The sequence below is a fragment of the Modicisalibacter ilicicola DSM 19980 genome, assembly GCF_900128925.1.
In the GTDB taxonomy this organism is placed as follows: Bacteria; Pseudomonadota; Gammaproteobacteria; order Pseudomonadales; family Halomonadaceae; genus Modicisalibacter; species Modicisalibacter ilicicola.
Map to the genome: position 1 here is coordinate 1 of NZ_FQUJ01000015.1, position 22,422 is coordinate 22,422.

General features: G+C 62.1%; 19 protein-coding genes, 4 tRNA genes and 1 rRNA gene. All 24 read left to right on the forward strand.

Going from position 1 to position 22,422, the window contains the following annotated elements; genetic code table 11:
• Positions 1-112 precede the first annotated feature (112 nt).
• The 24 genes from rrf to rplB all read left to right on the forward strand — a co-directional run bounded on the left by rrf (position 113) and on the right by rplB (position 22,405).
• Positions 113-228: ribosomal RNA gene (gene rrf, locus BUA41_RS14965) — 5S ribosomal RNA — on the forward strand.
• 200 nt (positions 229-428) lie between these two features.
• Positions 429-1,412, forward strand: coding sequence for a biotin--[acetyl-CoA-carboxylase] ligase (locus BUA41_RS14970; protein ID WP_072824314.1), 984 nt, complete (start codon positions 429-431; stop codon positions 1,410-1,412).
• A complete protein-coding gene (locus BUA41_RS14975; protein ID WP_072824316.1) occupies positions 1,409-2,248 on the forward strand; it encodes a type III pantothenate kinase in 840 nt (279 codons plus the stop codon). The genes BUA41_RS14970 and BUA41_RS14975 overlap by 4 nt, the downstream gene beginning before the upstream one ends.
• Before the next feature lie 102 nt (positions 2,249-2,350).
• Positions 2,351-2,434, forward strand: a tRNA-Tyr gene (locus BUA41_RS14980).
• 39 nt (positions 2,435-2,473) lie between these two features.
• Positions 2,474-2,547: transfer RNA gene (locus BUA41_RS14985), tRNA-Gly, on the forward strand.
• An 18-nt stretch (positions 2,548-2,565) separates the two neighbouring features.
• Positions 2,566-2,640 (forward strand) — tRNA-Thr (locus BUA41_RS14990).
• A gap of 141 nt (positions 2,641-2,781) precedes the next feature.
• Positions 2,782-2,857, forward strand: a tRNA-Trp gene (locus tag BUA41_RS14995).
• Between the two features lie 74 nt (positions 2,858-2,931).
• A complete protein-coding gene (gene secE / locus BUA41_RS15000; RefSeq protein WP_072824318.1) occupies positions 2,932-3,300 on the forward strand; it encodes a preprotein translocase subunit SecE in 369 nt (122 codons plus the stop codon).
• 8 nt (positions 3,301-3,308) lie between these two features.
• Entirely contained in the window at positions 3,309-3,842 is a 534-nt protein-coding gene (gene nusG / locus BUA41_RS15005; RefSeq protein WP_072824320.1) for a transcription termination/antitermination protein NusG, read from the forward strand.
• A gap of 99 nt (positions 3,843-3,941) precedes the next feature.
• Positions 3,942-4,373 carry a 50S ribosomal protein L11 gene (gene rplK, locus BUA41_RS15010; RefSeq protein WP_072824322.1) on the forward strand — a complete coding sequence of 144 codons (432 nt, stop codon included), beginning with the start codon at positions 3,942-3,944 and terminating at the stop codon, positions 4,371-4,373.
• 2 nt (positions 4,374-4,375) lie between these two features.
• A complete protein-coding gene (gene rplA, locus BUA41_RS15015; protein WP_072824324.1) occupies positions 4,376-5,068 on the forward strand; it encodes a 50S ribosomal protein L1 in 693 nt (230 codons plus the stop codon).
• Positions 5,069-5,309: 241 nt separating this feature from the next.
• Positions 5,310-5,810, forward strand: a complete 501-nt coding sequence (gene rplJ, locus BUA41_RS15020) for a 50S ribosomal protein L10 (RefSeq protein WP_072824326.1) — start codon at positions 5,310-5,312, stop codon at positions 5,808-5,810.
• Positions 5,811-5,900: 90 nt separating this feature from the next.
• Positions 5,901-6,272, forward strand: a complete 372-nt coding sequence (gene rplL / locus BUA41_RS15025; protein WP_072824328.1) for a 50S ribosomal protein L7/L12 — start codon at positions 5,901-5,903, stop codon at positions 6,270-6,272.
• A 245-nt stretch (positions 6,273-6,517) separates the two neighbouring features.
• Positions 6,518-10,594 carry a DNA-directed RNA polymerase subunit beta gene (gene rpoB / locus BUA41_RS15030; RefSeq protein WP_072824330.1) on the forward strand — a complete coding sequence of 1,359 codons (4,077 nt, stop codon included), beginning with the start codon at positions 6,518-6,520 and terminating at the stop codon, positions 10,592-10,594.
• Between the two features lie 80 nt (positions 10,595-10,674).
• Positions 10,675-14,892 (forward strand): DNA-directed RNA polymerase subunit beta', encoded by a 4,218-nt coding sequence (rpoC, locus tag BUA41_RS15035; RefSeq protein WP_072824332.1) that lies wholly within the window; start codon positions 10,675-10,677, stop codon positions 14,890-14,892.
• 153 nt (positions 14,893-15,045) lie between these two features.
• Entirely contained in the window at positions 15,046-15,420 is a 375-nt protein-coding gene (gene rpsL / locus BUA41_RS15040) for a 30S ribosomal protein S12 (RefSeq protein ID WP_072824334.1), read from the forward strand.
• 139 nt (positions 15,421-15,559) lie between these two features.
• On the forward strand, positions 15,560-16,030 hold the full coding sequence (rpsG, locus tag BUA41_RS15045; protein WP_072824336.1) for a 30S ribosomal protein S7: 471 nt from the start codon (positions 15,560-15,562) through the stop codon (positions 16,028-16,030).
• Positions 16,031-16,064: 34 nt separating this feature from the next.
• Complete coding sequence (fusA, locus tag BUA41_RS15050) at positions 16,065-18,185, forward strand: elongation factor G (protein WP_072824338.1); 2,121 nt, start codon at positions 16,065-16,067, stop codon at positions 18,183-18,185.
• Positions 18,186-18,214: 29 nt separating this feature from the next.
• Positions 18,215-19,408: an elongation factor Tu gene (gene tuf / locus BUA41_RS15055; RefSeq protein ID WP_072824340.1), complete on the forward strand. Its 1,194-nt coding sequence runs from the start codon at positions 18,215-18,217 to the stop codon at positions 19,406-19,408.
• A 148-nt stretch (positions 19,409-19,556) separates the two neighbouring features.
• The gene (gene rpsJ, locus BUA41_RS15060; protein ID WP_011505728.1) at positions 19,557-19,868 is read left to right on the forward strand and encodes a 30S ribosomal protein S10; all 312 of its coding nucleotides are present in this window, start codon (positions 19,557-19,559) and stop codon (positions 19,866-19,868) included.
• A 136-nt stretch (positions 19,869-20,004) separates the two neighbouring features.
• Positions 20,005-20,643 carry a 50S ribosomal protein L3 gene (gene rplC / locus BUA41_RS15065; protein ID WP_072824342.1) on the forward strand — a complete coding sequence of 213 codons (639 nt, stop codon included), beginning with the start codon at positions 20,005-20,007 and terminating at the stop codon, positions 20,641-20,643.
• A gap of 13 nt (positions 20,644-20,656) precedes the next feature.
• Positions 20,657-21,265: a 50S ribosomal protein L4 gene (gene rplD, locus BUA41_RS15070; RefSeq protein ID WP_072824344.1), complete on the forward strand. Its 609-nt coding sequence runs from the start codon at positions 20,657-20,659 to the stop codon at positions 21,263-21,265.
• Positions 21,262-21,558 carry a 50S ribosomal protein L23 gene (gene rplW, locus BUA41_RS15075; protein WP_072824346.1) on the forward strand — a complete coding sequence of 99 codons (297 nt, stop codon included), beginning with the start codon at positions 21,262-21,264 and terminating at the stop codon, positions 21,556-21,558. The genes rplD and rplW overlap by 4 nt, the downstream gene beginning before the upstream one ends.
• Positions 21,559-21,574: 16 nt before the next feature.
• Positions 21,575-22,405, forward strand: coding sequence for a 50S ribosomal protein L2 (gene rplB, locus BUA41_RS15080; protein ID WP_072824348.1), 831 nt, complete (start codon positions 21,575-21,577; stop codon positions 22,403-22,405).
• Positions 22,406-22,422 lie beyond the last annotated feature (17 nt).

Sequence of the window (22,422 nt, forward strand, 5' to 3'; positions counted from 1 at the left end):
ACAGTGAGCAGGCCCGCGCGACGCGCGCATACCGGAGACGAGAGTCGTATCACCGAGGCCACCGAAAGCGCCTCGGGCATTGTCAGCGAGATTCAGGTTGTTACCGATTACGCCTGACGACCATAGCGAGCGGGTCCCACCTGACCCCATGCCGAACTCAGCAGTGAAACCGCTCAGCGCCGATGGTAGTGTGGGGCCTCCCCATGCGAGAGTAGGTCATCGTCAGGCATCTTTCCCCAAACCCCCGATCTCCCCGAGGTCGGGGGTTTTTCGTGGGCGCCAGGAAAGTGACCTGTCAGTGGCAAATGGCCTCCAAGGCTTCCACCAGGCTATCCATAAGGCCTCGGTAGTATTCAACTTTGATCGCTAGCGTTCCCGGCAGGCAGTGGCATCCGCTAGAATGAGCATTTTCGGCGGGGCGACGCGACATGACCACTGGTGAGCTGATCCGTCTGCTGAGTGACGGCGACTACCATTCGGGCGAACAGCTGGGTGAGCGATTCGGCGTGTCACGTACCGCAGTGTGGAAGCAGCTGAAGAAGCTGGAGTCTCAGGGCATCGTGCTCGAGGCGGTGCGGGGCCGAGGCTATCGGCTGGCGTCACCGCTAGAACTGCTGGATGGCCCATTGATCGTCGGCTCCCTGAGACGGGACTCGAGGCGTCATCTGGCCAGACTGTTCGTGGAAGAGTCTCTGGACTCCACCAACCTCTTTTTGCGCGAGCGCTTTTCCCAAGGCGCAGGTCATGCCGAGGTATGTCTGGCGGAAAGCCAGAGCGCGGGAAGAGGGCGCCGTGGACGCCAATGGTTATCTGGGTGGGGACAGGGGCTGACGCTGTCGCTCGGCTGGCGGTTCGAGGGAGGGGCGGCTGCCTTGGAAGGGTTGAGCCTGGCGATCGGGGTGGTCATGGCTCAGGTGCTCGAAAGGCATGGCCTGGAGATCAGGCTAAAGTGGCCTAATGATGTGCTGATGCTGACCGCGGAAGGTGAAAAGCGCAAGTTGGCGGGGATCCTGCTCGAGCTGACCGGTGATGCGGAGGGGCCTTGCGAGGTCGTGGCAGGCATTGGTCTCAATATTGTGCTTCCCGCGTCGCTGAACGGTCACTTGGACCAGCCGGCAGCAGCCGTGACGGACCAGGCACCGGGCGTGTCACGCAATGGCCTGGCCGCGGAACTGATCGGGGGGGTGTTGGAGCTGATGGCCGACTTCGAGCAGACCGGCTTCGTCGTCTGGCAAGAGGCATGGAATCGGCGCAATGCCTATTCCGGACAGGAAGTGGATGTCATCCAGAGCACTCGTCGCTATACGGCTACCGACGGCGGAGTGGACGAGTCCGGCAACCTGCTGGTTCGGCAGGGTAGCGAAGAGTTGCGCCTGGTCGGTGGAGAGATCAGCTTGCGTGGGCGCCCATGATCCTCGACCTCGACATCGGCAATACACTCTCAAAGTGGCGACTCAAGGACGTCGTGAGTAGCGAGATCCGCTCCCGCGGCGCTGTCTGGACAAGAGAGGAGTGGCGTCCCGGGGCCGATATACCCGACCTGGATGTGGTGACCGCCGTGCGCATCTCTAGCGTTGCGCGACGTGCCGTGCTCGATGATACGGTTGCCTTGCTGCGCCGCCAGGTTGGCGCAGTCCATGTGGCGCGCTCATCTAGGGAAATGCTTGGCGTCGTCAATGGCTACGAGGAACCCGGACGGCTCGGAGTGGATCGCTGGATGGGTGTGCTGGCTGGCTATCAGTTGACCGGTGGCTGCTGCAGCGTCGACTGTGGTAGCGCCGTCACCATCGATTTCGTTCTGCCGGGCGGGCGCCATCTTGGGGGCTATATCATGCCTGGATTGCGGTTGATGAAGGAGAGCCTCCAATTGGGCACGCGCAACGTGGCGATCGATCCGGATAGCGAGGCCGACGAACTGCTCGCGCCGGGGAAGAACACCGTCGAGGCGGTCAACCATGGCATCTTCATGGCTACGGTCAGCGCCGTTAATCGTCTCTACTTCGAGGTGTGCGATCGCGAGGGTGTCTCCTTGCCCCTGTTGTTGACGGGGGGAGACGCACGGGTGGTGTCTCGGGGCATTCGTGTTCCGCATGCGCTGTGGCCGGATATGGTCTATGCGGGACTGGAGGCCTGCTTCCCACTGACTGCTGCCGAGAGGGCCGGACGGATGTCGGGTTCGCCACATGTGCCGGACGCCGTCGAGCTTGAAAAAATCCGTATCGGTCTTGCATTCTCCATGCTGCTTTGACACAATTCGCCCCGCTTCGAGGCAACGGCAACCGCAGAAGAAATGCTTGATTTTCTAAGGGTTGACAGCGTTGCAGCAGGCGGTAGAATTAGCCGCCAAGTTGGAGGGGTTCCCGAGTGGCCAAAGGGAGCAGACTGTAAATCTGCCGCGAAAGCTTCGAAGGTTCGAATCCTTCCCCCTCCACCAAGTTTCTTTAGACACGAGTTTCGTGTCGTGAGCGGGCAAGCGGGCATAGTTTAATGGTAGAACCTCAGCCTTCCAAGCTGATGATGCGGGTTCGATTCCCGCTGCCCGCTCCAGTTAGTGGTGGTGTTTGCGCTCATGTAGCTCAGGGGTAGAGCACACCCTTGGTAAGGGTGAGGTCGACGGTTCAAATCCGTCCATGAGCTCCAGCGATCGAAAAGACGAGCCCGCCTCGTCTTTTCTTTTTCCGATTGCAAGGCCAGGTAGGGTTGCCAGCACCAAGCGCATCCGCTATCATTTCGGCCGCTGTTGCATAGCCGCCTGCAAGAGGCGAATAGCAACACTGTTAAAGGCCAGTAGCTCAATTGGCAGAGCAGCGGTCTCCAAAACCGCAGGTTGGGGGTTCGATTCCCTCCTGGCCTGCCAGTCTTCCCCAGACTGGCTCGTTTTCAATATGATTCGTTCTTTTTGATTGCCGCACCCTGAGGAGTCCCGCTGTCATGAAACACAACGCCGAGGTGCAGGAGTCGCGCCACGACGGGGCCAGATGGGCGGTTGTCGTCATTCTTGTTGCTCTAGCCGTCGTCGGTAACAGTTATTTCTCCGACCAGGCCTTGCTGTACCGTGTCTTGGGTGTGGTGGTGCTGGGTGTTGCTGCCGCTGCCGTCGCCTTGACGACGACCAAGGGGCGTGAGCTAACCGAGTTGGCGCGTGGCGCCCGCAAGGAAATTCAGCGCGTGGTCTGGCCGACCCGTCAGGAAACTGTTCAGACGACCGCCATCGTGCTGGTGGCGGTGTTGCTGGTCGGCCTGATGCTGTGGTTGATCGATACCGTTCTGGGTTGGGCCATGTCCAGCATCATAGGTTAGGAGAGTTCATGTCCAAGCGTTGGTACGTCGTACACGCCTATTCCGGCTTCGAGAAGCAGGTCATGCGCTCGCTGATCGAGCGTGTGAAGCTGTACGAGATGGAAGATCAGTTCGGCGAGATTCTGGTGCCCACCGAAGAAGTCGTCGAGATGCGCGACGGCAAGCGTCGCAAGAGTGAGCGCAAGTTTTACCCGGGCTACGTGCTGGTCGAGATGGAAATGGATGATCGTACCTGGCACCTGGTCAACGAAACACCTCGTGTGATGGGTTTCATCGGCGGCACTCCCGAGAAGCCGGCTCCGATTACGCAAAAGGAGGCCGACTCCATTTTGCGTCGCGTGCAGGACGGGACCGACAAGCCGCGTCCCAAGACGCTCTTCGAGCCGGGTGAAGTGGTGCGTGTCGTCGACGGCCCCTTTGCCGACTTCAACGGTGTCGTCGAAGAGGTCAACTACGAGAAGAATCGTCTGCAGGTAAGCGTGCTGATCTTCGGTCGCGCGACGCCTGTCGAACTCGAGTTTGCGCAAGTCGAGAAGGATTGAGTGCGCCGGGGACGGTGCAGGTAGCGCAGACGTCAGCGGACTCAAGTGGTCCGAAAATCCGGGGAGCCGCAAGGCGCTATCACCCAACTGGAGAGTATCATGGCAAAGAAAGTCCAAGCCTACATCAAGCTGCAGGTTGCAGCTGGTAAGGCCAACCCGAGCCCGCCCGTCGGCCCCGCGCTGGGTCAGCACGGTGTCAACATCATGGAGTTCTGCAAGGCGTTCAATGCCCAGACTCAGGATATCGAGCCCGGTCTGCCGACGCCGGTGGTCATCACGGTCTACTCTGATCGCAGCTTCACCTTCATCACCAAGACGCCGCCCGCCGCCGTCCTGCTGAAGAAGGCAGCCGGCATCAAGTCAGGCTCCGGCGAGCCTAACAAGAAGAAGGTGGGTACCGTGACGCGTGAGCAGCTCGAGGAGATCGCCAGGACCAAGGAGCCGGACATGACGGCTGCCGATCTCGATGCCGCTGTTCGTACCATTGCGGGTAGCGCCCGCAGCATGGGTCTCAATGTGGAGGGCCTCTGATCATGGCGAAACTATCCAAGCGCGCGCAGATGATCCGCGAAAAGGTCGATTCCTCCAAGGTCTACTCTCTGGACGAGGCCGTCACGCTTCTCGGTGAGCTATCCAAGGTCAAGTTCAAGGAATCCCTGGACGTTGCCATCAATCTGGGGGTCGACCCGCGTAAATCCGACCAGGTGGTGCGTGGCGCGACCGTCATGCCTCACGGTACCGGCAAGGACGTGCGTGTCGCCGTCTTCACTCAAGGTGCTAATGAAGAGGCTGCCAAGGAAGCTGGTGCCGACATCGTGGGGATGGACGATCTTGCCGAGCAGGTGAAGAAGGGTAACCTGGACTTCGATGTCGTCATCGCCTCGCCGGATGCCATGCGCGTCGTCGGTCAGCTGGGTCAGATTCTCGGTCCGCGCGGCCTGATGCCCAACCCCAAGGTGGGCACGGTGACCCCCGACGTGGCGACCGCCGTCAGGAATGCCAAGGCCGGTCAGGTGCGCTTCCGTACCGACAAGAACGGCATCATCCATACGACGCTCGGCAAGGTGGATTTCTCTTCCGATGCCATTCGCGGCAACCTGGAAGCGCTGGTCAACGACCTCAAGCGTCTCAAGCCCAGCACGTCCAAGGGTGTCTATTTCCGCAAGATGACCCTGTCCACCACGATGGGGCCGGGATTGACCGTCGACCATTCGGCTTGGGTCTGACGCGTCCATTGCAGGCAGTAACTTTGCGGTCCCCGTGCCAGATGGCCGGGGCACCGTCAAAGACCGCAGGCGTCATCTCCAGATGACTTAATGGCTTGATTCTTGGACGAGCCGCCTGCGCAGATGGTGTGGCCCGCCAGAAGATTGGTGAGCACCATCCAACAAGGCTTCCCTGTCGATGGCAGTGGAAGAGATGGTAACCACCGGGATTCGACTATCCCGGCACGAAGGAGTGAGCACTGTGCCACTAGCTCTCGAAGGCAAGAAGGCAATCGTTGCCGAGGTCAGTGAAGCCGCCAAGGATGCACTCTCCGTCGTTGTTGCCGATTCTCGTGGCGTCGCGGTCAGCGCGATGACCGACCTGCGCAAGCAGGCCCGCGAGAATGGCGTGCAGATCCGTGTTGTTCGCAACACGCTGGCACGCCGCGCCCTGTCCGGAACTCCCTGGGAGGTCCTGGACGAGACGTTGACCGGTCCGACCCTGCTGGCATTCTCCTACGAGCATCCGGGCGCTGCCGCTCGTCTGTTCAAGGAGTTTCTCAAGTCGCAGAAGGACTTCGAAGTCAAGGCGCTGGCCTACGAAGGTGAGCTGATTCCGGCTTCCGATCTCGATCGTCTCGCGACGCTGCCGACCTATGACGAAGCCATCGCCAAGCTGATGTCCGTCATGAAGGAAGCGTCCGCCGGCAAGCTGGTTCGTACCCTTGCCGCACTGCGCGATCAGAAGCAGGAAGCCGCCTAAGCGGTTTCGCTATTTCTCACGAAACGACTACCCAGTCACCGAGCGTCTACCTGCGATGGAAAGCGCTCCGCAAAGTTCAGGAAAGTAAAAATGGCACTGACCAAAGACGATATCATCAACGCCGTAGCCGACATGTCCGTGATGGAAGTCGCCGAGTTGATCGAAGCGATGGAAGAGAAGTTCGGCGTATCTGCGGCAGCGGCTGTGGTGGCCGGTCCCGGCGGCGGCGCTGAAGAAGCGGCCGAAGAGCAGACCGAGTTCGACCTGGTGCTGACCGCTGCCGGCGACAAGAAAGTCAACGTGATCAAGGCGGTTCGCGAGATCACCGGCCTTGGCCTGAAGGAAGCCAAGGGCGCTGTCGATGGCGCACCGGCAACCATCAAGGAAGCCATGTCCAAGGACGACGCCGAGGAAGCCAAGAAGAAGCTGGAAGAAGCCGGCGCCTCTGTGGAACTCAAGTAACCCTTGCGTTCCGGGGCTTTACGCGACGCGTGAGCTTCTGCGGCTGGTGGCGGGATTCCCGCTGCCGGCCTTTTTCTGTTGTCACTAGCGTTCCATCGTGAATCTTTCATCGCTGATGACGCTAGACGAATTCCGGCGGCGAGCCTCTCATGGGGCTTGCCGTCAGCGCCTGACGGGGGAGGTCCTCCGTCTGGCGGCGCTGACCGCGCATCGGTCACCCATGGTGAACAAGCTGGGGAATACAGATGGCTTACTCATACACTGAGAAAAAACGCATCCGCAAGGATTTCGGCAAACTGCCCCAAGTAATGGATGTGCCTTATTTGCTGGCCATCCAGCTTGATTCCTACTACGACTTCCTTCAGCAGGACCGGGCGCCTCAGGAGCGCCTCGATGTCGGTCTGCATGCTGCTTTCAAGTCCGTGTTCCCTATCTCGAGCTTCTCCGGGAATGCGGCGCTCGAGTATGTCAGCTATCGTTTCGGTACCCCGGCCTTCGATGTCAAGGAGTGTCAGCTGCGTGGTGTCACCTATTCGGCACCGCTGCGGGTCAAGGTTCGCCTGATCATCTACGACAAGGAGTCGTCGAACAAGGCGATCAAGGACATCAAGGAGCAGGAAGTCTACATGGGGGAAATCCCCCTGATGACCGAGAACGGTACCTTCGTCGTCAATGGTACCGAGCGGGTCATCGTCTCTCAGTTGCACCGTAGCCCGGGCGTGTTCTTCGATCACGACAAGGGCAAGAGCCACTCTTCCGGCAAGCTGCTGTATTCCGCGCGGGTGATTCCCTACCGTGGTTCCTGGTTGGACTTCGAGTTCGACCCCAAGGACAACGTCTTCGTGCGCATCGATCGCCGCCGTAAGCTGCCGGCGTCGGTTCTGCTGCGGGCCCTGGGCATGAGCACCGAGGAGATTCTCGATACCTTCTTCGAGACCAGCACCTTCCACATCGAGAAGTCCGGCTTCTCCGTGGATCTGGTGCCCTCGCGCCTGCGCGGCGAGACCGCCACCTTCGACATCAAGGATGCGGATGGCGAGGTGATCGTCGAGGAAGGGCGGCGTATCACCCAGAAGCATATTCGACAGATGGAGAAGGCCGGTCTCGAGCGCCTCGAGGTGCCGATGGAATACCTGTTCGGCAAGACCCTGGCCAAGGATCAGGTCGACCCGAACACCGGCGAGCTGATCTGCGAGTGCAACAGCGAGATCACCCCGGAGCTTCTCGAGAAGCTGGCCCAGGCCGGCATCACGACCCTGGAAACGCTCTACACCAACGACCTGGATTGCGGCTCGTTCATCTCCGACACCCTCAAGCTGGACACCACGCGTTCCGGCCTCGAGGCGCTGGTCGAGATCTACCGCATGATGCGCCCCGGCGAGCCGCCGACCAAGGAAGCCGCCGAGACGCTGTTCCACAACCTGTTCTTCACCGAGGATCGCTACGACCTGTCCGGTGTCGGTCGCATGAAGTTCAACCGCCGCCTGCGTCGCGAGTCCGACACCGGCTCCGGCGTGCTGGACAACGACGACATCATCGCCGTGCTCAAGGAGCTGATCAGCATCCGTAACGGCTTTGGCGATGTCGACGATATCGACCACCTGGGCAACCGGCGCATCCGCTGCGTGGGCGAGATGGCCGAGAACCAGTTCCGCGTGGGTCTGGTGCGGGTCGAGCGGGCGGTCAAGGAGCGTCTTTCCATGGCCGAGAGCGAAGGCCTGATGCCCCAGGACCTGATCAACGCCAAGCCGGTGGCGGCGGCGGTCAAGGAGTTCTTCGGCTCGAGCCAGCTCTCCCAGTTCATGGACCAGAACAATCCGCTGTCCGAGGTCACCCACAAGCGGCGCGTGTCCGCCCTGGGGCCGGGCGGCCTGACCCGGGAGCGGGCCGGCTTCGAGGTGCGCGACGTGCATACCACGCACTACGGGCGCCTGTGTCCGATCGAGACGCCGGAAGGGCCGAACATCGGCCTGATCAACTCCCTGGCGACCTACAGCCACACCAACAGCTACGGCTTCCTCGAGACGCCTTACCGCAAGGTGGTGGATCGTCAGGTCACCGACGAGGTGGTGCACCTGTCGGCGATCGAGGAGGGGGACTTCGTCATCGCCCAGGCCTCGGCCACCGTGGATGGCGACAACAAGCTGGTCGACGACCTGGTGCAGGTCCGTCACCGCGGCGAAACCACCTTCATGGGGCCCGACAAGGTCACCCTGATGGACGTCTCGCCACGTCAGGTCGTCTCCGTGGCAGCAGCACTGATTCCGTTCCTCGAGCACGACGATGCCAACCGTGCCCTGATGGGGTCGAACATGCAGCGTCAGGCGGTACCTACCCTGCGTGCCGACAAGCCGCTGGTGGGCACCGGCATGGAGCGCTTCGTGGCTCGTGACTCCGGTGTCTGCGCCGTGGCCCGTCGCGGCGGCGTGATCGACTCGGTGGATGCCAAGCGCATCGTGGTGCGCATCAACGAGGACGAGATCATCGGCGGCGAGGCCGGGGTCGACATCTACAACCTGACCAAGTACACCCGTTCCAATCAGAACACCTGCATGAACCAGCGCCCCATCGTGCGCCCGGGTGACGAGGTGGCACGCGGTGACATCCTCGCCGACGGCCCCTCCGTCGACATGGGGGACCTGGCCCTGGGTCAGAACATGCGCATGGCCTTCATGCCCTGGAACGGCTACAACTTCGAGGATTCGATCCTGGTCTCGGAGCGGGTGGTTCAGGAAGACCGCTTCACCACCATCCATATCCAGGAACTGACCTGCGTCTCCCGCGACACCAAGCTGGGGGCCGAAGAGATATCGGCGGATATTCCCAACGTGGGGGAGTCGGCGCTGTCCAAGCTCGACGAGGCCGGGGTGGTCTACATCGGTGCCGAAGTCGGCGCCGGCGACATCCTGGTCGGCAAGGTGACGCCCAAGGGCGAGACCCAGCTGACCCCGGAAGAGAAACTGCTGCGCGCGATCTTCGGCGAGAAGGCCTCCGACGTGAAGGATACCTCGCTGCGCGCGCCGACCGGCATGAAGGGTACGGTCATCGACGTGCAGGTCTTCACCCGCGATGGTGTCGAGAAGGATTCCCGGGCCCTGTCCATCGAGCAGATGCAGCTCGACGAGGTACGCCGGGACCTGCAGGAGACCTACCGCATCGCCGAGGATGCCACCTTCGAGCGCCTGAAGCGTGCGCTGACTGGCCAGGCGGTCAACGGCGGCCCCAAGCTGAAGAAGGGCGATGTGCTCTCCGAGGAGTACCTCGAGGAGTTGCCGCGCCAGCAGTGGTTCAGGCTGCGTCTGCAGGACGAGGCCCTGAACGAGCTGCTGGCCCAGGCCGACGAGCAGCTCGAGAATCGCCGCAAGGAGATGGACGAGCGTTTCGAGGACAAGAAGCGCAAGCTCACCCAGGGCGACGACCTGGCGCCGGGCGTGCTCAAGATCGTCAAGGTCTACCTGGCGGTCAAGCGGCGCATCCAGCCCGGTGACAAGATGGCCGGTCGTCACGGCAACAAGGGTGTCATCTCGGCGATCATGCCCATCGAGGACATGCCCTTCGATGACAACGGCGAGCCGGTGGACGTGGTGTTGAACCCGCTGGGTGTTCCGTCACGCATGAACGTGGGGCAGATCCTCGAGACACACCTGGGCCTGGCCTCCCGGGGGCTGGGCATGAAGATCGAGAGCATGCTGCGTGATGCTCGTGAACAGCAGGTGGCCGAGATCCGCGAATTCCTGGGCAAGATCTACAACACCCCGGACACCCGTCAGGAAGACATCGACTCCCTGACCGACGACGAGGTGATCGCGCTGGCCAAGAATCTGCGCGGCGGCGTGCCGATGTCGTCACCGGTCTTCGATGGCGCCAAGGAGCAGGAGATCAAGAGTCTGCTCAAGCTGGCGGATCTGCCCGAGTCCGGTCAGATGGACCTCTACGACGGGCGCACCGGCGAGAAGTTCGACCGTCCGGTGACCGTGGGCTACATGTACATGCTCAAGCTCAACCACCTGGTCGACGACAAGATGCACGCACGCTCCACCGGCTCCTACTCGCTGGTCACCCAGCAGCCGCTGGGTGGCAAGGCGCAGTTCGGTGGGCAGCGCTTCGGCGAGATGGAAGTCTGGGCACTGGAAGCCTACGGTGCAGCCTATACCCTGCAGGAAATGCTCACGGTCAAGTCCGACGATGTGGAGGGGCGTACCAAGATGTACAAGAACATCGTCGACGGCGACCACGCCATGCAGGCCGGCATGCCGGAGTCCTTCAACGTGCTGGTGAAGGAAATCCGTTCGCTGGGTATCGATATCGAGCTTGAAGGCTAAGCGCCGCACGCTGGCAATGACGGTCCGCGGGGCCCCGAAGATTCGGCCCCGCTCATGACAACTCCGCGATGGAGCGACCTATGAAAGATTTGGTGAAAGTCCTCAAGTCCCAGGCACAGTCCGAAGAGTTCGATGCGATCAAGATCACGCTTGCATCGCCGGACATGATCCGCTCCTGGTCCTACGGCGAGGTCAAGAAGCCCGAGACCATCAATTATCGTACCTTCAAGCCGGAGCGCGACGGCCTGTTCTGCGCCAAGATCTTCGGCCCGGTGAAGGACTACGAGTGCTTGTGCGGCAAGTACAAGCGCATGAAGCATCGCGGCATCATCTGCGAGAAGTGCGGCGTCGAGGTGACCCGCGCCGCGGTACGCCGTGAACGCATGGGGCACATCGAGCTGGCAAGCCCGGTCGCCCACATCTGGTTCCTGAAGTCGCTGCCCTCGCGCATCGGCATGTTCCTGGACATGACCCTGCGCGACATCGAGCGCGTGCTCTACTTCGAGAGCTTCGTGGTCATCGACCCGGGCATGACCACCCTGGAACGCGGTCAACTGCTCAACGACGAGCAATACTTCGAGGCTCTCGAGGAGTTCGGCGACGACTTCGACGCGCGCATGGGCGCCGAGGCGGTGCAAGCCCTGCTCAAGGACATCGACCTCGAGGAGGAGATCGAGCGTCTGCGCGAGGAGATCCCCCAGACCAATTCCGAGACCAAGATCAAGAAGCTCTCCAAGCGTCTGAAGCTGCTGGAGGCGTTCCACAAGTCCGGGAATGCGCCGGCGTGGATGGTCATGGAGGTGCTGCCGGTGCTGCCGCCGGACCTGCGTCCGCTGGTGCCGCTCGACGGTGGCCGCTTCGCGACCTCGGACCTCAATGACCTGTATCGTCGGGTGATCAACCGCAACAATCGCCTGAAGCGGCTGCTCGACCTCAATGCACCGGACATCATCGTGCGCAACGAAAAGCGCATGCTCCAGGAGTCCGTGGACGCGCTGCTCGACAACGGCCGCCGCGGTCGTGCCATCACGGGCTCCAACAAGCGTCCGCTGAAGTCCCTGGCCGACATGATCAAGGGCAAGCAGGGGCGTTTCCGCCAGAACCTGCTGGGCAAGCGCGTCGATTATTCCGGCCGTTCGGTGATCACCGTGGGGCCGACCCTGCGCCTGCACCAGTGCGGCCTGCCGAAGAAGATGGCCTTGGAGCTGTTCAAGCCGTTCATCTATTCCAAGCTGCAGTCCAGCGGTCAGGCCTCGACGATCAAGGCCGCCAAGAAGATGGTCGAGCGCGAGCTGCCGGAGGTGTGGGACATCCTCGCCGATGTCATCCGCGAGCATCCAGTGCTGCTCAACCGTGCGCCGACCCTGCACCGCCTCGGTATCCAGGCCTTCGAGCCGTTGCTCATCGAGGGCAAGGCGATCCAGCTTCATCCGCTGGTGTGTGCCGCCTATAACGCCGACTTCGACGGCGACCAGATGGCCGTGCACGTGCCGCTGACCCTGGAGGCCCAGCTCGAGGCGCGCGCCTTGATGATGGCCACCAACAACGTGCTGTCGCCGGCCAACGGCGAGCCGATCATCGTGCCGTCCCAGGACGTGGTGCTGGGTCTGTATTACATGACCCGCGAGAAGGTCAACGCCCAAGGCGAGGGCATGGTGTTCGCCAATCTCAACGAGGTCGAGCGCGCCTTCGGCACCCAGAGCGTCTCCCTGCATGCCCGGGTCAAGGTGCGCCTGACCGAGCACCTGGCCGAGGAGGAGGACGGCGAACTGGTTGAGAAGACCTCGCTGTTCGATACCACCGTGGGCCGGGCGCTGCTGTTCCGCATCCTGCCCAAGGGCGCTCCCTTCGAGCTGGTCGACCAGCCGATGAAGAAGAAGGCGATCTCGCGGCTGATCAACGAAGTCTATCGTCGCAGCGGCCTCAAGGATGCGGTGATCTTCGCCGACCAGCTGATGTACACCGGCTTTCGCCTGGCGACTTGGTCCGGTGCGTCGATCGGCGTCAACGACTTCGTCATTCCCGAGGCGAAGAAGGAGATCGTCGACGGCGCCGAGGACGAGGTGAAGGAGATCGAGGACCAGTTCTCCTCGGGCCTCGTCACCGCCGGCGAGAAGTACAACAAGGTCATCGACATCTGGTCCAAGGCCAACGACAAGGTGGCCAAGGCGATGATGGCGGGCATCTCCAAGGAGACCGTGACCGATCGCGACGGCAACGAGGTCGAGCAGGATTCGTTCAACAGCGTGTTCATCATGGCCGACTCCGGGGCCCGGGGCAGTGCCGCCCAGATTCGCCAGCTGGCGGGCATGCGCGGCCTCATGGCCAAGCCGGATGGCTCGATCATCGAGACCCCGATCGTCGCCAACTTCCGTGAAGGGTTGAACGTACTGCAGTACTTCATCTCGACCCATGGCGCGCGCAAGGGCCTGGCGGACACGGCGCTCAAGACCGCCAACTCCGGCTACCTGACCCGTCGTCTGGTCGATGTCGCCCAGGATCTGGTGATCACCGAGCAGGATTGCGGTACCGAGGAAGGCCTGACCCTGCATCCGGTCATCGAGGGCGGCGACATCATCGTCTCCCTGGCCCAGCGGGTGCTGGGGCGTGTGGTCGCCCAGGACGTCGTCGATCCGGTCAGCGAGGATGTCCTGATTCCCCGCGGCACCCTGCTCGACGAAGCCTGGTGCGCACAGCTCGACACCATGGGGGTGGACGAGATCGTGGTGCGCAGCACCATCGCCTGCGAGACGCCTCATGGGGTGTGCTCCGCCTGCTACGGTCGCGATCTGGCCCGCGGGCATCGCGTCAACATCGGCGAGGCGGTGGGGGTCATCGCCGCCCAGTCGATCGGTGAGCCGGGCACCCAGCTGACCATGCGTACCTTCCACATCGGCGGCGCCGCCTCACGTGCCTCGGCGGTGGATAGCGTGCAGGTCAAGCACGGGGGCAAGGTGCGCCTGCACAACATCAAGCACGTCGAGCGTGCCGACGGCAAGCTGGTGGTGGTTTCCCGCTCCAGTGCCCTGGCGGTGGCCGACGAGCATGGCCGCGAGCGGGAGTACTACAAGCTGCCCTACGGTGCCGAGCTGTCGGTCAAGAACGGCGATGCGGTCGAGGCCGGACAGACGGTGGCCAAGTGGGACCCGCACACCCACCCGGTCATCGCCGAGGTCGAAGGCCAGGCGCAGTACATGGACATGGACGAAGGGGTCACCATCCACCGCAGCGTGGACGAGATGACGGGCCTTTCCTCCATCGAGGTGATCGAATCCGCGGCGCGTCCGGCCTCCGGCCGCGACAAGCGCCCCATGATCATGCTGCTCGACGCTGCCGGCGAGCATGTCACCCTGCCGGGCTCCAACACGCCGGTCCAGTACCTGCTGCCCGGCAAGGCCATCGTTTCCGTCGAGAACGGGGCCGCCGTCGGGGTGGGCGAAGTCATCGCTCGCATCCCGGTGGAAGCGTCCGGCAACAAGGACATCACCGGCGGTCTGCCGCGGGTCGCCGACCTGTTCGAAGCCCGCAAGCCCAAGGAGCCGTCGATTCTCGCCGAGATCACCGGTGTCGTCAGCTTCGGCAAGGAAACCAAGGGCAAGCGCCGCCTGACCATCACGCCGGAATCCGGCGAGCCGTACGAAACGCTGATCCCGAAATGGCGCCAGATCGCCGTCTTCGAGGGCGAGACGGTCGAGAAGGGCGAGGTGATCTCCGATGGCCCGAGCAATCCTCACGACATCCTGCGCCTGCTGGGCGTCGCGGAACTGGCCAAGTACATCACCACCGAGATCCAGGAGGTCTACCGCCTGCAGGGCGTGGGCATCAACGACAAGCACATCGAGGTGATCGTGCGTCAGATGCTGCGCAAGGTGGAGATCACCGATGCCGGGGACGCCAACTTCATCCCGGGCGATCAGGTGGAGCTGGTACGTGTGCTCGAGGAGAACGCGCGGCTGGCCGAGGAGGACAAGTTCCCGGCCAAGTACGAGCGTGTGCTGCTGGGCATCACCAAGGCCTCGCTGGCCACCGAGTCGTTCATCTCCGCCGCCTCCTTCCAGGAGACCACGCGGGTGTTGACCGAAGCGGCGGTCACCGGCAAGCGCGACTACCTGCGCGGGCTGAAGGAGAACGTGGTGGTGGGTCGCCTGATCCCGGCCGGCACCGGCCTGACCCATCACGCCGAGCGCCGTCGCAAGCGCGAAGAGCTCGAGCGCATGCAGGAGCATCCGTCGGCCTACGACGTCGAGCAGGAGTTGGGGGCCCAGCTCACCGCCCTCGACGCGGACGACGAGCTATAACCGCGCCGCAGCACCGGCGCCCCGCGGGGCGCCGGTCTTGACGCGGATTGCCGCTAGACATTAGAATGCGCAGCCTTCGATAGTGGGCTGGTGCGCCCCTATCCGCGCAAGAGTGCTCAAAGGCACAGCAACCACTGGAGTCAGCTACAGACTATGGCAACGATCAATCAGCTCGTGCGCAAGCCGCGCAAGCGCCCCGTCGAGACTAGCGACGTGCCGGCGCTGCAGGCCTGCCCGCAGCGTCGCGGGGTTTGTACCCGCGTGTACACGACGACCCCGAAGAAGCCGAACTCCGCACTCCGCAAGGTGTGCCGTGTTCGCCTGACCAACGGCTACGAAGTCGCTTCCTATATCGGCGGCGAAGGCCACAATCTTCAGGAACACTCCGTGGTCCTGATCCGTGGCGGCCGCGTCAAGGATTTGCCGGGTGTGCGTTATCACACCGTGCGCGGTGCACTGGACACCTCCGGTGTGCAGAACCGCAAGCAGGGCCGTTCCAAGTACGGCACCAAGCGTCCCAAGACCTGAAACCAGGCGCGGCGCATACGAGTACAAGCAAGCTTAAAAAGACACGGTCAGATAAGAGTAAGGTCGAGCGGCGCAGCGACGGCTGTCATTGCGCGGCGTCTCGGGTTTACCTGAAGGACCCTTCAACAGAGGGCTTATCATGCCTAGAAGAAGAGTTGTGGCCAAGCGCGAGATTCTTCCGGATCCCAAGTTCGGAAGCGAGCGCCTGGCAAAGTTCATGAACCATCTCATGATCAGTGGCAAGAAGTCTGTAGCTGAGCGTATCGTGTACGGTGCGCTGGACAGGGTTGCCGAGCGTGGCAAGGACACGCCGCTGGAAATTTTCGACAAGGCCCTGGAGGCGATTCAGCCGATGGTCGAGGTGAAGTCCCGTCGTGTCGGCGGTGCCACCTATCAGGTGCCCGTCGAGGTCCGCCCGTCGCGTCGCCAGGCACTGGCCATGCGCTGGTTGGTAGACGCCGCCCGCAACCGTGGCGAAAAGACCATGGTGCAACGCCTGGCCGGCGAGATGCTGGACGCCGCAGAGGGCAAGGGTGCTGCTGTGAAGAAGCGTGAAGACGTGCATCGCATGGCAGAAGCCAACAAGGCCTTCTCACACTATCGCTTCTAAAAGCGTCGCTTCTTAACCAACGGGGAGTTCCACCTTGGCACGCAAGACTCCACTCAAGCGTTACCGCAATATAGGTATCGTGGCTCACGTCGACGCCGGCAAGACCACCACTACCGAGCGCGTACTGTTCTACACCGGCCTGTCCCACAAGGTCGGCGAGGTCCATGAGGGCGCCGCCACCATGGACTGGATGGAGCAGGAACAGGAGCGTGGCATCACGATCACCTCCGCGGCGACGACCTGCTTCTGGCAGGGCATGAACAAGCAGTTCGACGAGCACCGCATCAATATCATCGACACCCCGGGGCACGTCGACTTCACCATCGAGGTCGAGCGTTCGCTGCGTGTTCTCGACGGCGCCGTCGTCGTGCTCTGCGGCAGTTCCGGCGTGCAGCCGCAGACCGAAACCGTCTGGCGCCAGGCCAACAAGTACGAAGTGCCGCGCATGGTGTTCGTCAACAAGATGGACCGTGCCGGTGCCGACTTCTTCATGGTCGTCGACCAGCTGAAGAGCCGGCTGGGCGCCAATGCCGTTCCCATCCAGATCAACTGGGGCGCGGAAGACGAGTTCAAGGGCGTCATCGACCTGATCCAGATGAAGGCCATCCTCTGGGACGAGGACAACTTCGGCATGAACTACCAGCTCGTGGATATTCCCGCCGAGCTGCAGGAAACCGCCGAGAAGTATCGTGAAGAGATGGTCGAGGCGGCCGCCGAAGCCTCGGAAGAGCTCATGGACAAGTACCTCGAGGAAGGAGAGCTGTCCACCGAAGAGATCAAGGCCGGCCTGCGTCGTCGCACCCTGGACAACGAGATCGTCCTGATCACTTGCGGCAGTGCCTTCAAGAACAAGGGCGTGCAGGCGGTGCTGGATGGTGTCATCGAGTACATGCCCTCGCCTACCGAGGTCAAGGCCATCGAAGGCGAGCTGGACGACAAGGACGGTACCATCGCCACCCGCGAAGCCGACGACAATGCGCCGTTCGCCGCGCTCGCCTTCAAGATCGCTACCGATCCCTTCGTGGGCACCCTGACCTTCATTCGCGTCTACTCCGGCGTGCTGAAGTCGGGCGACAGCGTCTTCAACTCCGTCAAGGAGAAGAAGGAACGCGTCGGTCGTATCGTGCAGATGCATGCCAACTCGCGGGAAGAGATCAAGGAAGTCCTGGCGGGCGACATCGCGGCCTGTATCGGCCTCAAGGATGTCACCACCGGGGATACCTTGTGCGACTTGAACGACAAGATCGTCCTCGAGCGCATGGAGTTTCCGGATCCGGTCATTTCCGTGGCCGTCGAGCCGAAATCCAAGGCCGATCAGGAAAAGATGGGTGTCGCCCTGGGCAAGCTGGCTCAGGAAGATCCTTCCTTCCAGGTCAAGACCGACGAAGAGACCGGGCAGACCATCATCTCCGGCATGGGTGAGCTCCACCTGGACATCATCGTCGACCGCATGCGCCGCGAGTTCAAGGTGGAAGCCAACATCGGCAAGCCGCAGGTGGCCTATCGCGAGACCATTCGCGGCAATGTCGAGCAGGAAGGCAAGTTCGTTCGTCAGTCCGGTGGTCGTGGTCAGTATGGCCATGTCTACCTGCGCATCGAGCCACTGACGGCCGAAGACAAGGGCGAGGACGAAGACATGCACTTCAAGTTCGCGTCCGAGATCGTGGGTGGCGTGGTTCCCAAGGAATACGTCCCGGCGGTCGAGAAAGGGGCCTATGAACAGCTGCAGAACGGTGTCGTCGCGGGTTACCCGATGATTGACGTCAAGGTCACGCTGTTCGATGGTTCCTACCACGACGTGGACTCTAACGAGACCGCGTTCAAGATCGCCTCTTCCATGGCGGTCAAGGAAGGTGCTCGCAAGGCCAAGGCGGTACTGCTTGAGCCGGTGATGAAGGTCGAAGTCGTGACGCCCGAGGACTTCATGGGCGACGTGATGGGCGACCTCAACCGCCGGCGTGGCCTTGTACAGGGCATGGATGACTCTTCCATGGGCAAGGTCATCCGCGCCACGGTTCCGTTGGCTGAGATGTTCGGTTATGCCACCGATCTGCGTTCTCAGACCCAGGGCCGCGCAAGCTACACCATGGAGTTTGCGAATTACGAAGAGGCGCCGTCCAGCGTCGTCGAAGCCGTCATCAACCAGAACGGTTAACCGTTAGCTAACGTAAAGAGGTTATAGCAGTGGCTAAGGCAAAATTTGAGCGTTCCAAACCGCATATCAACGTCGGCACCATCGGTCACGTCGACCACGGGAAGACCACACTGACCGCGGCCCTGACCCGCGTTTCCGCAGAGGTGTTCGGTGGCGACTGGCGTGCCTTCGACACCATCGACAACGCGCCGGAAGAGCGTGAGCGTGGTATCACCATCGCCACCGCGCACGTCGAGTATCAGTCCGAGACGCGTCACTACGCCCACGTCGACTGCCCGGGGCACGCCGACTACGTCAAGAACATGATCACCGGTGCCGCCCAGATGGATGGCGCGATCCTGGTGTGCAGCGCCGCCGACGGCCCCATGCCCCAGACTCGCGAGCACATCCTGCTGTCGCGTCAGGTCGGCGTGCCGTACATCGTCGTGTTCCTGAACAAGGCCGACATGGTCGACGACGAGGAGCTGCTCGAGCTGGTCGAAATGGAAGTTCGTGAACTCCTCAGCGAATACGACTTCCCGGGCGACGATACCCCGATCATCATCGGTTCCGCCCTGATGGCGCTGGAAGGCAAGGATGACAACGGCATGGGCACCACCGCCGTCGCCAACCTGATCAAGTCGCTCGACGAGTACATCCCGGAGCCGGAGCGTGCTATCGACCAGCCGTTCCTGATGCCGATCGAAGACGTCTTCTCCATCTCCGGTCGTGGCACCGTGGTCACCGGTCGTGTCGAGCGCGGCATCGTCAAGACCGGCGATGAAGTCGAGATCGTCGGCCTCAAGGACACCACCAAGACCACCGTCACCGGTGTCGAGATGTTCCGCAAGCTGCTCGACGAAGGGCGTGCCGGGGAAAACATCGGTGCCCTGCTGCGCGGCACCAAGCGTGATGATGTCGAGCGTGGTCAGGTCCTGGCCAAGCCGGGGTCGATTACGCCGCACACCAAGTTCGAGTCCGAGGTCTACATCCTGTCCAAGGAAGAAGGCGGTCGTCACACGCCGTTCTTCAAGGGCTACCGTCCGCAGTTCTACTTCCGTACCACCGATGTGACCGGTACCTGTGAGCTGCCGGAAGGCGTCGAGATGGTCATGCCGGGCGACAACGTGCAGATGGTCGTCACCCTGATCGCGCCTATCGCCATGGAAGACGGCCTGCGCTTCGCCATCCGCGAAGGTGGTCGTACCGTCGGCGCCGGTGTCGTCGCCAAGATCATCGACTGATCGATGATGTCGTGATCGAAGGGGGCTCCGCGAGGAGCCCCCTTTCTATGCATGTTTGACTCTCGTAGCAGGCATGCCTATAATGCGCATCCTTTAAATGCGTGGGTAGACGGCTCGCGCCGTCGACATCCATTGGAGTTCAGGGCTAATGCAGAACCAGAAGATTCGCATTCGGTTGAAGGCCTTCGACCACCGCCTGATTGATCAGTCCGCACAAGAGATCGTGGATACCGCGAAGCGTACTGGTGCTCAGGTTCGTGGCCCGATCCCGCTGCCGACCAATCGTGAGCGCTACACGGTGTTGATCTCGCCGCACGTCAACAAGGACGCGCGCGATCAGTACGAGATCCGCACCCACAAGCGCGTGCTCGACATCGTCGAGCCGACGGAAAAGACCGTCGACGCGCTGATGAAACTCGACCTCGCCGCCGGCGTGGACGTCCAGATCAAGCTCGACTAATCACACTAGACACTCGCGGCAGGTCGCTTCAGCGCCTACCGCCACGCCGGGACGGCGTCACACAATGTGCTAGTGGAATGCTCTGGAAAGGGCAGCCATAGCGGGTGATAGCCCCGTACACTATAGGAGACTGAACATGACTATCGGTTTAGTCGGTAGAAAGAGCGGCATGACCCGCGTTTTTACCGAAGCTGGTGCTTCCGTACCCGTAACCGTCATCGAGGTTGAGCCCAACCGCGTAACCTGTGTCAAGACGCTCGAGTCTGACGGTTACAGCGCGGTACAGGTGACAACCGGTTCCCGCAAAGCCAAGCACCTGACCAAGGCGGCCGCCGGCCAATATGCCAAGGCAGGTATCGAGGCTGGTCGCTCACTGATGGAATTCCGCCTCTCCGAAGGCGACGACGTTCCGCAGGTGGGTGGCGAATTCACTGTATCCCTCTTCGAAGCCGGTCAGAAGGTCGATGTGACCGGTACCTCCAAGGGCAAGGGCTTCCAGGGCGCCGTCAAGCGCTGGAATTTCCGTACCCAGGACATGACCCACGGCAACTCCTTGTCGCATCGCGCGCCGGGCTCCATCGGTCAATGCCAGACCCCGGGTCGCGTATTCAAGGGCAAGAAGATGGCTGGTCAGCTCGGCAACGAGCGGGTCACCGTGCAGAGCCTGGAAATCGTCCGTGTCGACACCGAACGCAATCTGCTGCTGGTCAAGGGTGCCGTACCGGGTGCGCCGGGCAGCGATGTGATCGTTCGCCGTGCCGTGAAAGCTCGCTGAGGGGTAGAGACCAATGAATCTGAATCTTGCAGGTGCTAGCGCCGGCACCGTCGAAATCGCCGACGCCACCTTTGGCAAAGAGTTCAACGAAGCGTTGGTGCATCAGGTGGTGACTGCCTACTTGGCAGCCGGCCGCCAGGGCACCCGCGCCCAGAAGAACCGCTCCGACGTGCGCGGCGGCGGCAAGAAGCCGTGGCGCCAGAAGGGCACCGGCCGTGCCCGTGCCGGTACCATTCGTTCTCCGCTGTGGCGTAGCGGTGGCGTGACCTTCGCGGCACGTCCCCAGGACTACACCCAGAAGGTCAACCGCAAGATGTACCGCGCGGCGATGCGCTCGATCCTTTCGGAGCTGGTGCGTCAGGAGCGTCTGGTCGCGGTCGAGGAGTTCGCCGTCGACTCGCCGAAGACCAAGCAGCTGGTCGGCAAGCTCAAGGAGCTCAACCTGGAGAAGGTGCTGATCGTTACCGAAGAGGTCGACGAGAAGCTCTACCTGGCCGCCCGCAATATTCCCAACGTGGACGTGGTCAATGTCGCTGCCGCTGATCCGGTGAGCCTGGTCGCCTTCGACAAGGTGCTGGTCACGGTCTCCGCCCTGCGCAAATTCGAGGAGAAGTTGGCATGAACCAGGAGCGCGTATTCAAGGTTCTGCTCGGGCCGCACATGACCGAGAAGGCCGCTTTCGCCGCCGAAAACAACCAGTACGTGTTCAAGGTGGCCCAGGACGCGACCAAGCCCGAGATCAAGAAGGCGGTCGAAGTGCTTTTTGGCAAGAAGGTCGATCGCGTGCAGGTCCTGAACATGAAGGGCAAGACCAAGCGCACCGCGCACGGCATGGGCTTGCGCAAGGGGTATCGCAAGGCCTACGTGACGCTGGCCGCGGGCGAGACCCTCGAAGACTTCTCTGGCGTCGAATAAGGCAGGAGCAAGGATCATGGCAGTAGTTAAGACCAAACCGACATCCGCCGGTCGTCGCCACGTCATCAAGGTCGTTAGCGACGATATCTACAAGGGCCGGCCCCATGCCCCCTTGCTGGAAAAGCAGTCCAAGTCCGGTGGACGCAACAACCACGGTCGCATCACCACCCGTCACGTCGGGGGTGGGCATCGTCATCACTATCGTCTGGTCGATTTCAAGCGCACCAAGGACGGCATTCCCGCCGTCGTCGAGCGCCTGGAATACGATCCGAACCGCAGCGCCCACATCGCGCTGCTGAAGTACCGGGACGGCGAGCGTCGCTATGTCATCGCGCCCAAGGGTGTGAGTGCCGGCGATGTGCTCGAGTCCGGCGTCAATGCAGCGATCAAGAAGGGCAATGCCCTGCCGCTGCGCAACATCCCGGTGGGTTCCACCGTCCACTGCATCGAGCTCAAGCCCGGCAAGGGCGCTCAGCTCGCACGCAGTGCCGGTACCAGTGCCCAGCTGGTCGCCCGTGAAGGCAACTACGCCACCCTGCGTCTGCGCTCCGGCGAGATGCGCAAGGTGTTGGCCGAGTGCCGTGCGACCCTCGGCGAAGTGAGCAACTCAGAGCACAGCCTGCGTCAATTGGGCAAGGCCGGTGCCAAGCGCTGGCGCGGTGTGCGCCCGACCGTTCGCGGTGTCGCCATGAACCCGGTGGATCACCCGCATGGTGGCGGCGAGGGCCGTACCAGCGGTGGTCGTCATCCGGTGTCCCCGTGGGGCATTCCCACCAAGGGACACAAGACCCGCAAGAACAAGCGCACCGACAAGCTCATCGTCCGTCGCCGCAAGGCCCGGAACTGAGATTAAACGTCAAGATA

Bases quoted from the DNA above. Each gene is read 5' to 3' on its own strand.
- BUA41_RS14970 (WP_072824314.1), top strand. From the start codon at position 429: ATGACCACTGGTGAGCTGATCCGTCTGCTGAGTGACGGCGACTACCAT.
- BUA41_RS14975 (WP_072824316.1), top strand. From the start codon at position 1,409: ATGATCCTCGACCTCGACATCGGCAATACACTCTCAAAGTGGCGACTC.
- secE (WP_072824318.1), top strand. From the start codon at position 2,932: ATGAAACACAACGCCGAGGTGCAGGAGTCGCGCCACGACGGGGCCAGA.
- nusG (WP_072824320.1), top strand. From the start codon at position 3,309: ATGTCCAAGCGTTGGTACGTCGTACACGCCTATTCCGGCTTCGAGAAG.
- rplK (WP_072824322.1), top strand. From the start codon at position 3,942: ATGGCAAAGAAAGTCCAAGCCTACATCAAGCTGCAGGTTGCAGCTGGT.
- rplA (WP_072824324.1), top strand. From the start codon at position 4,376: ATGGCGAAACTATCCAAGCGCGCGCAGATGATCCGCGAAAAGGTCGAT.
- rplL (WP_072824328.1), top strand. From the start codon at position 5,901: ATGGCACTGACCAAAGACGATATCATCAACGCCGTAGCCGACATGTCC.
- rpoB (WP_072824330.1), top strand. From the start codon at position 6,518: ATGGCTTACTCATACACTGAGAAAAAACGCATCCGCAAGGATTTCGGC.
- rpoC (WP_072824332.1), top strand. From the start codon at position 10,675: ATGAAAGATTTGGTGAAAGTCCTCAAGTCCCAGGCACAGTCCGAAGAG.
- rpsL (WP_072824334.1), top strand. From the start codon at position 15,046: ATGGCAACGATCAATCAGCTCGTGCGCAAGCCGCGCAAGCGCCCCGTC.
- rpsG (WP_072824336.1), top strand. From the start codon at position 15,560: ATGCCTAGAAGAAGAGTTGTGGCCAAGCGCGAGATTCTTCCGGATCCC.
- rpsJ (WP_011505728.1), top strand. From the start codon at position 19,557: ATGCAGAACCAGAAGATTCGCATTCGGTTGAAGGCCTTCGACCACCGC.
- rplC (WP_072824342.1), top strand. From the start codon at position 20,005: ATGACTATCGGTTTAGTCGGTAGAAAGAGCGGCATGACCCGCGTTTTT.
- rplD (WP_072824344.1), top strand. From the start codon at position 20,657: ATGAATCTGAATCTTGCAGGTGCTAGCGCCGGCACCGTCGAAATCGCC.
- rplW (WP_072824346.1), top strand. From the start codon at position 21,262: ATGAACCAGGAGCGCGTATTCAAGGTTCTGCTCGGGCCGCACATGACC.
- rplB (WP_072824348.1), top strand. From the start codon at position 21,575: ATGGCAGTAGTTAAGACCAAACCGACATCCGCCGGTCGTCGCCACGTC.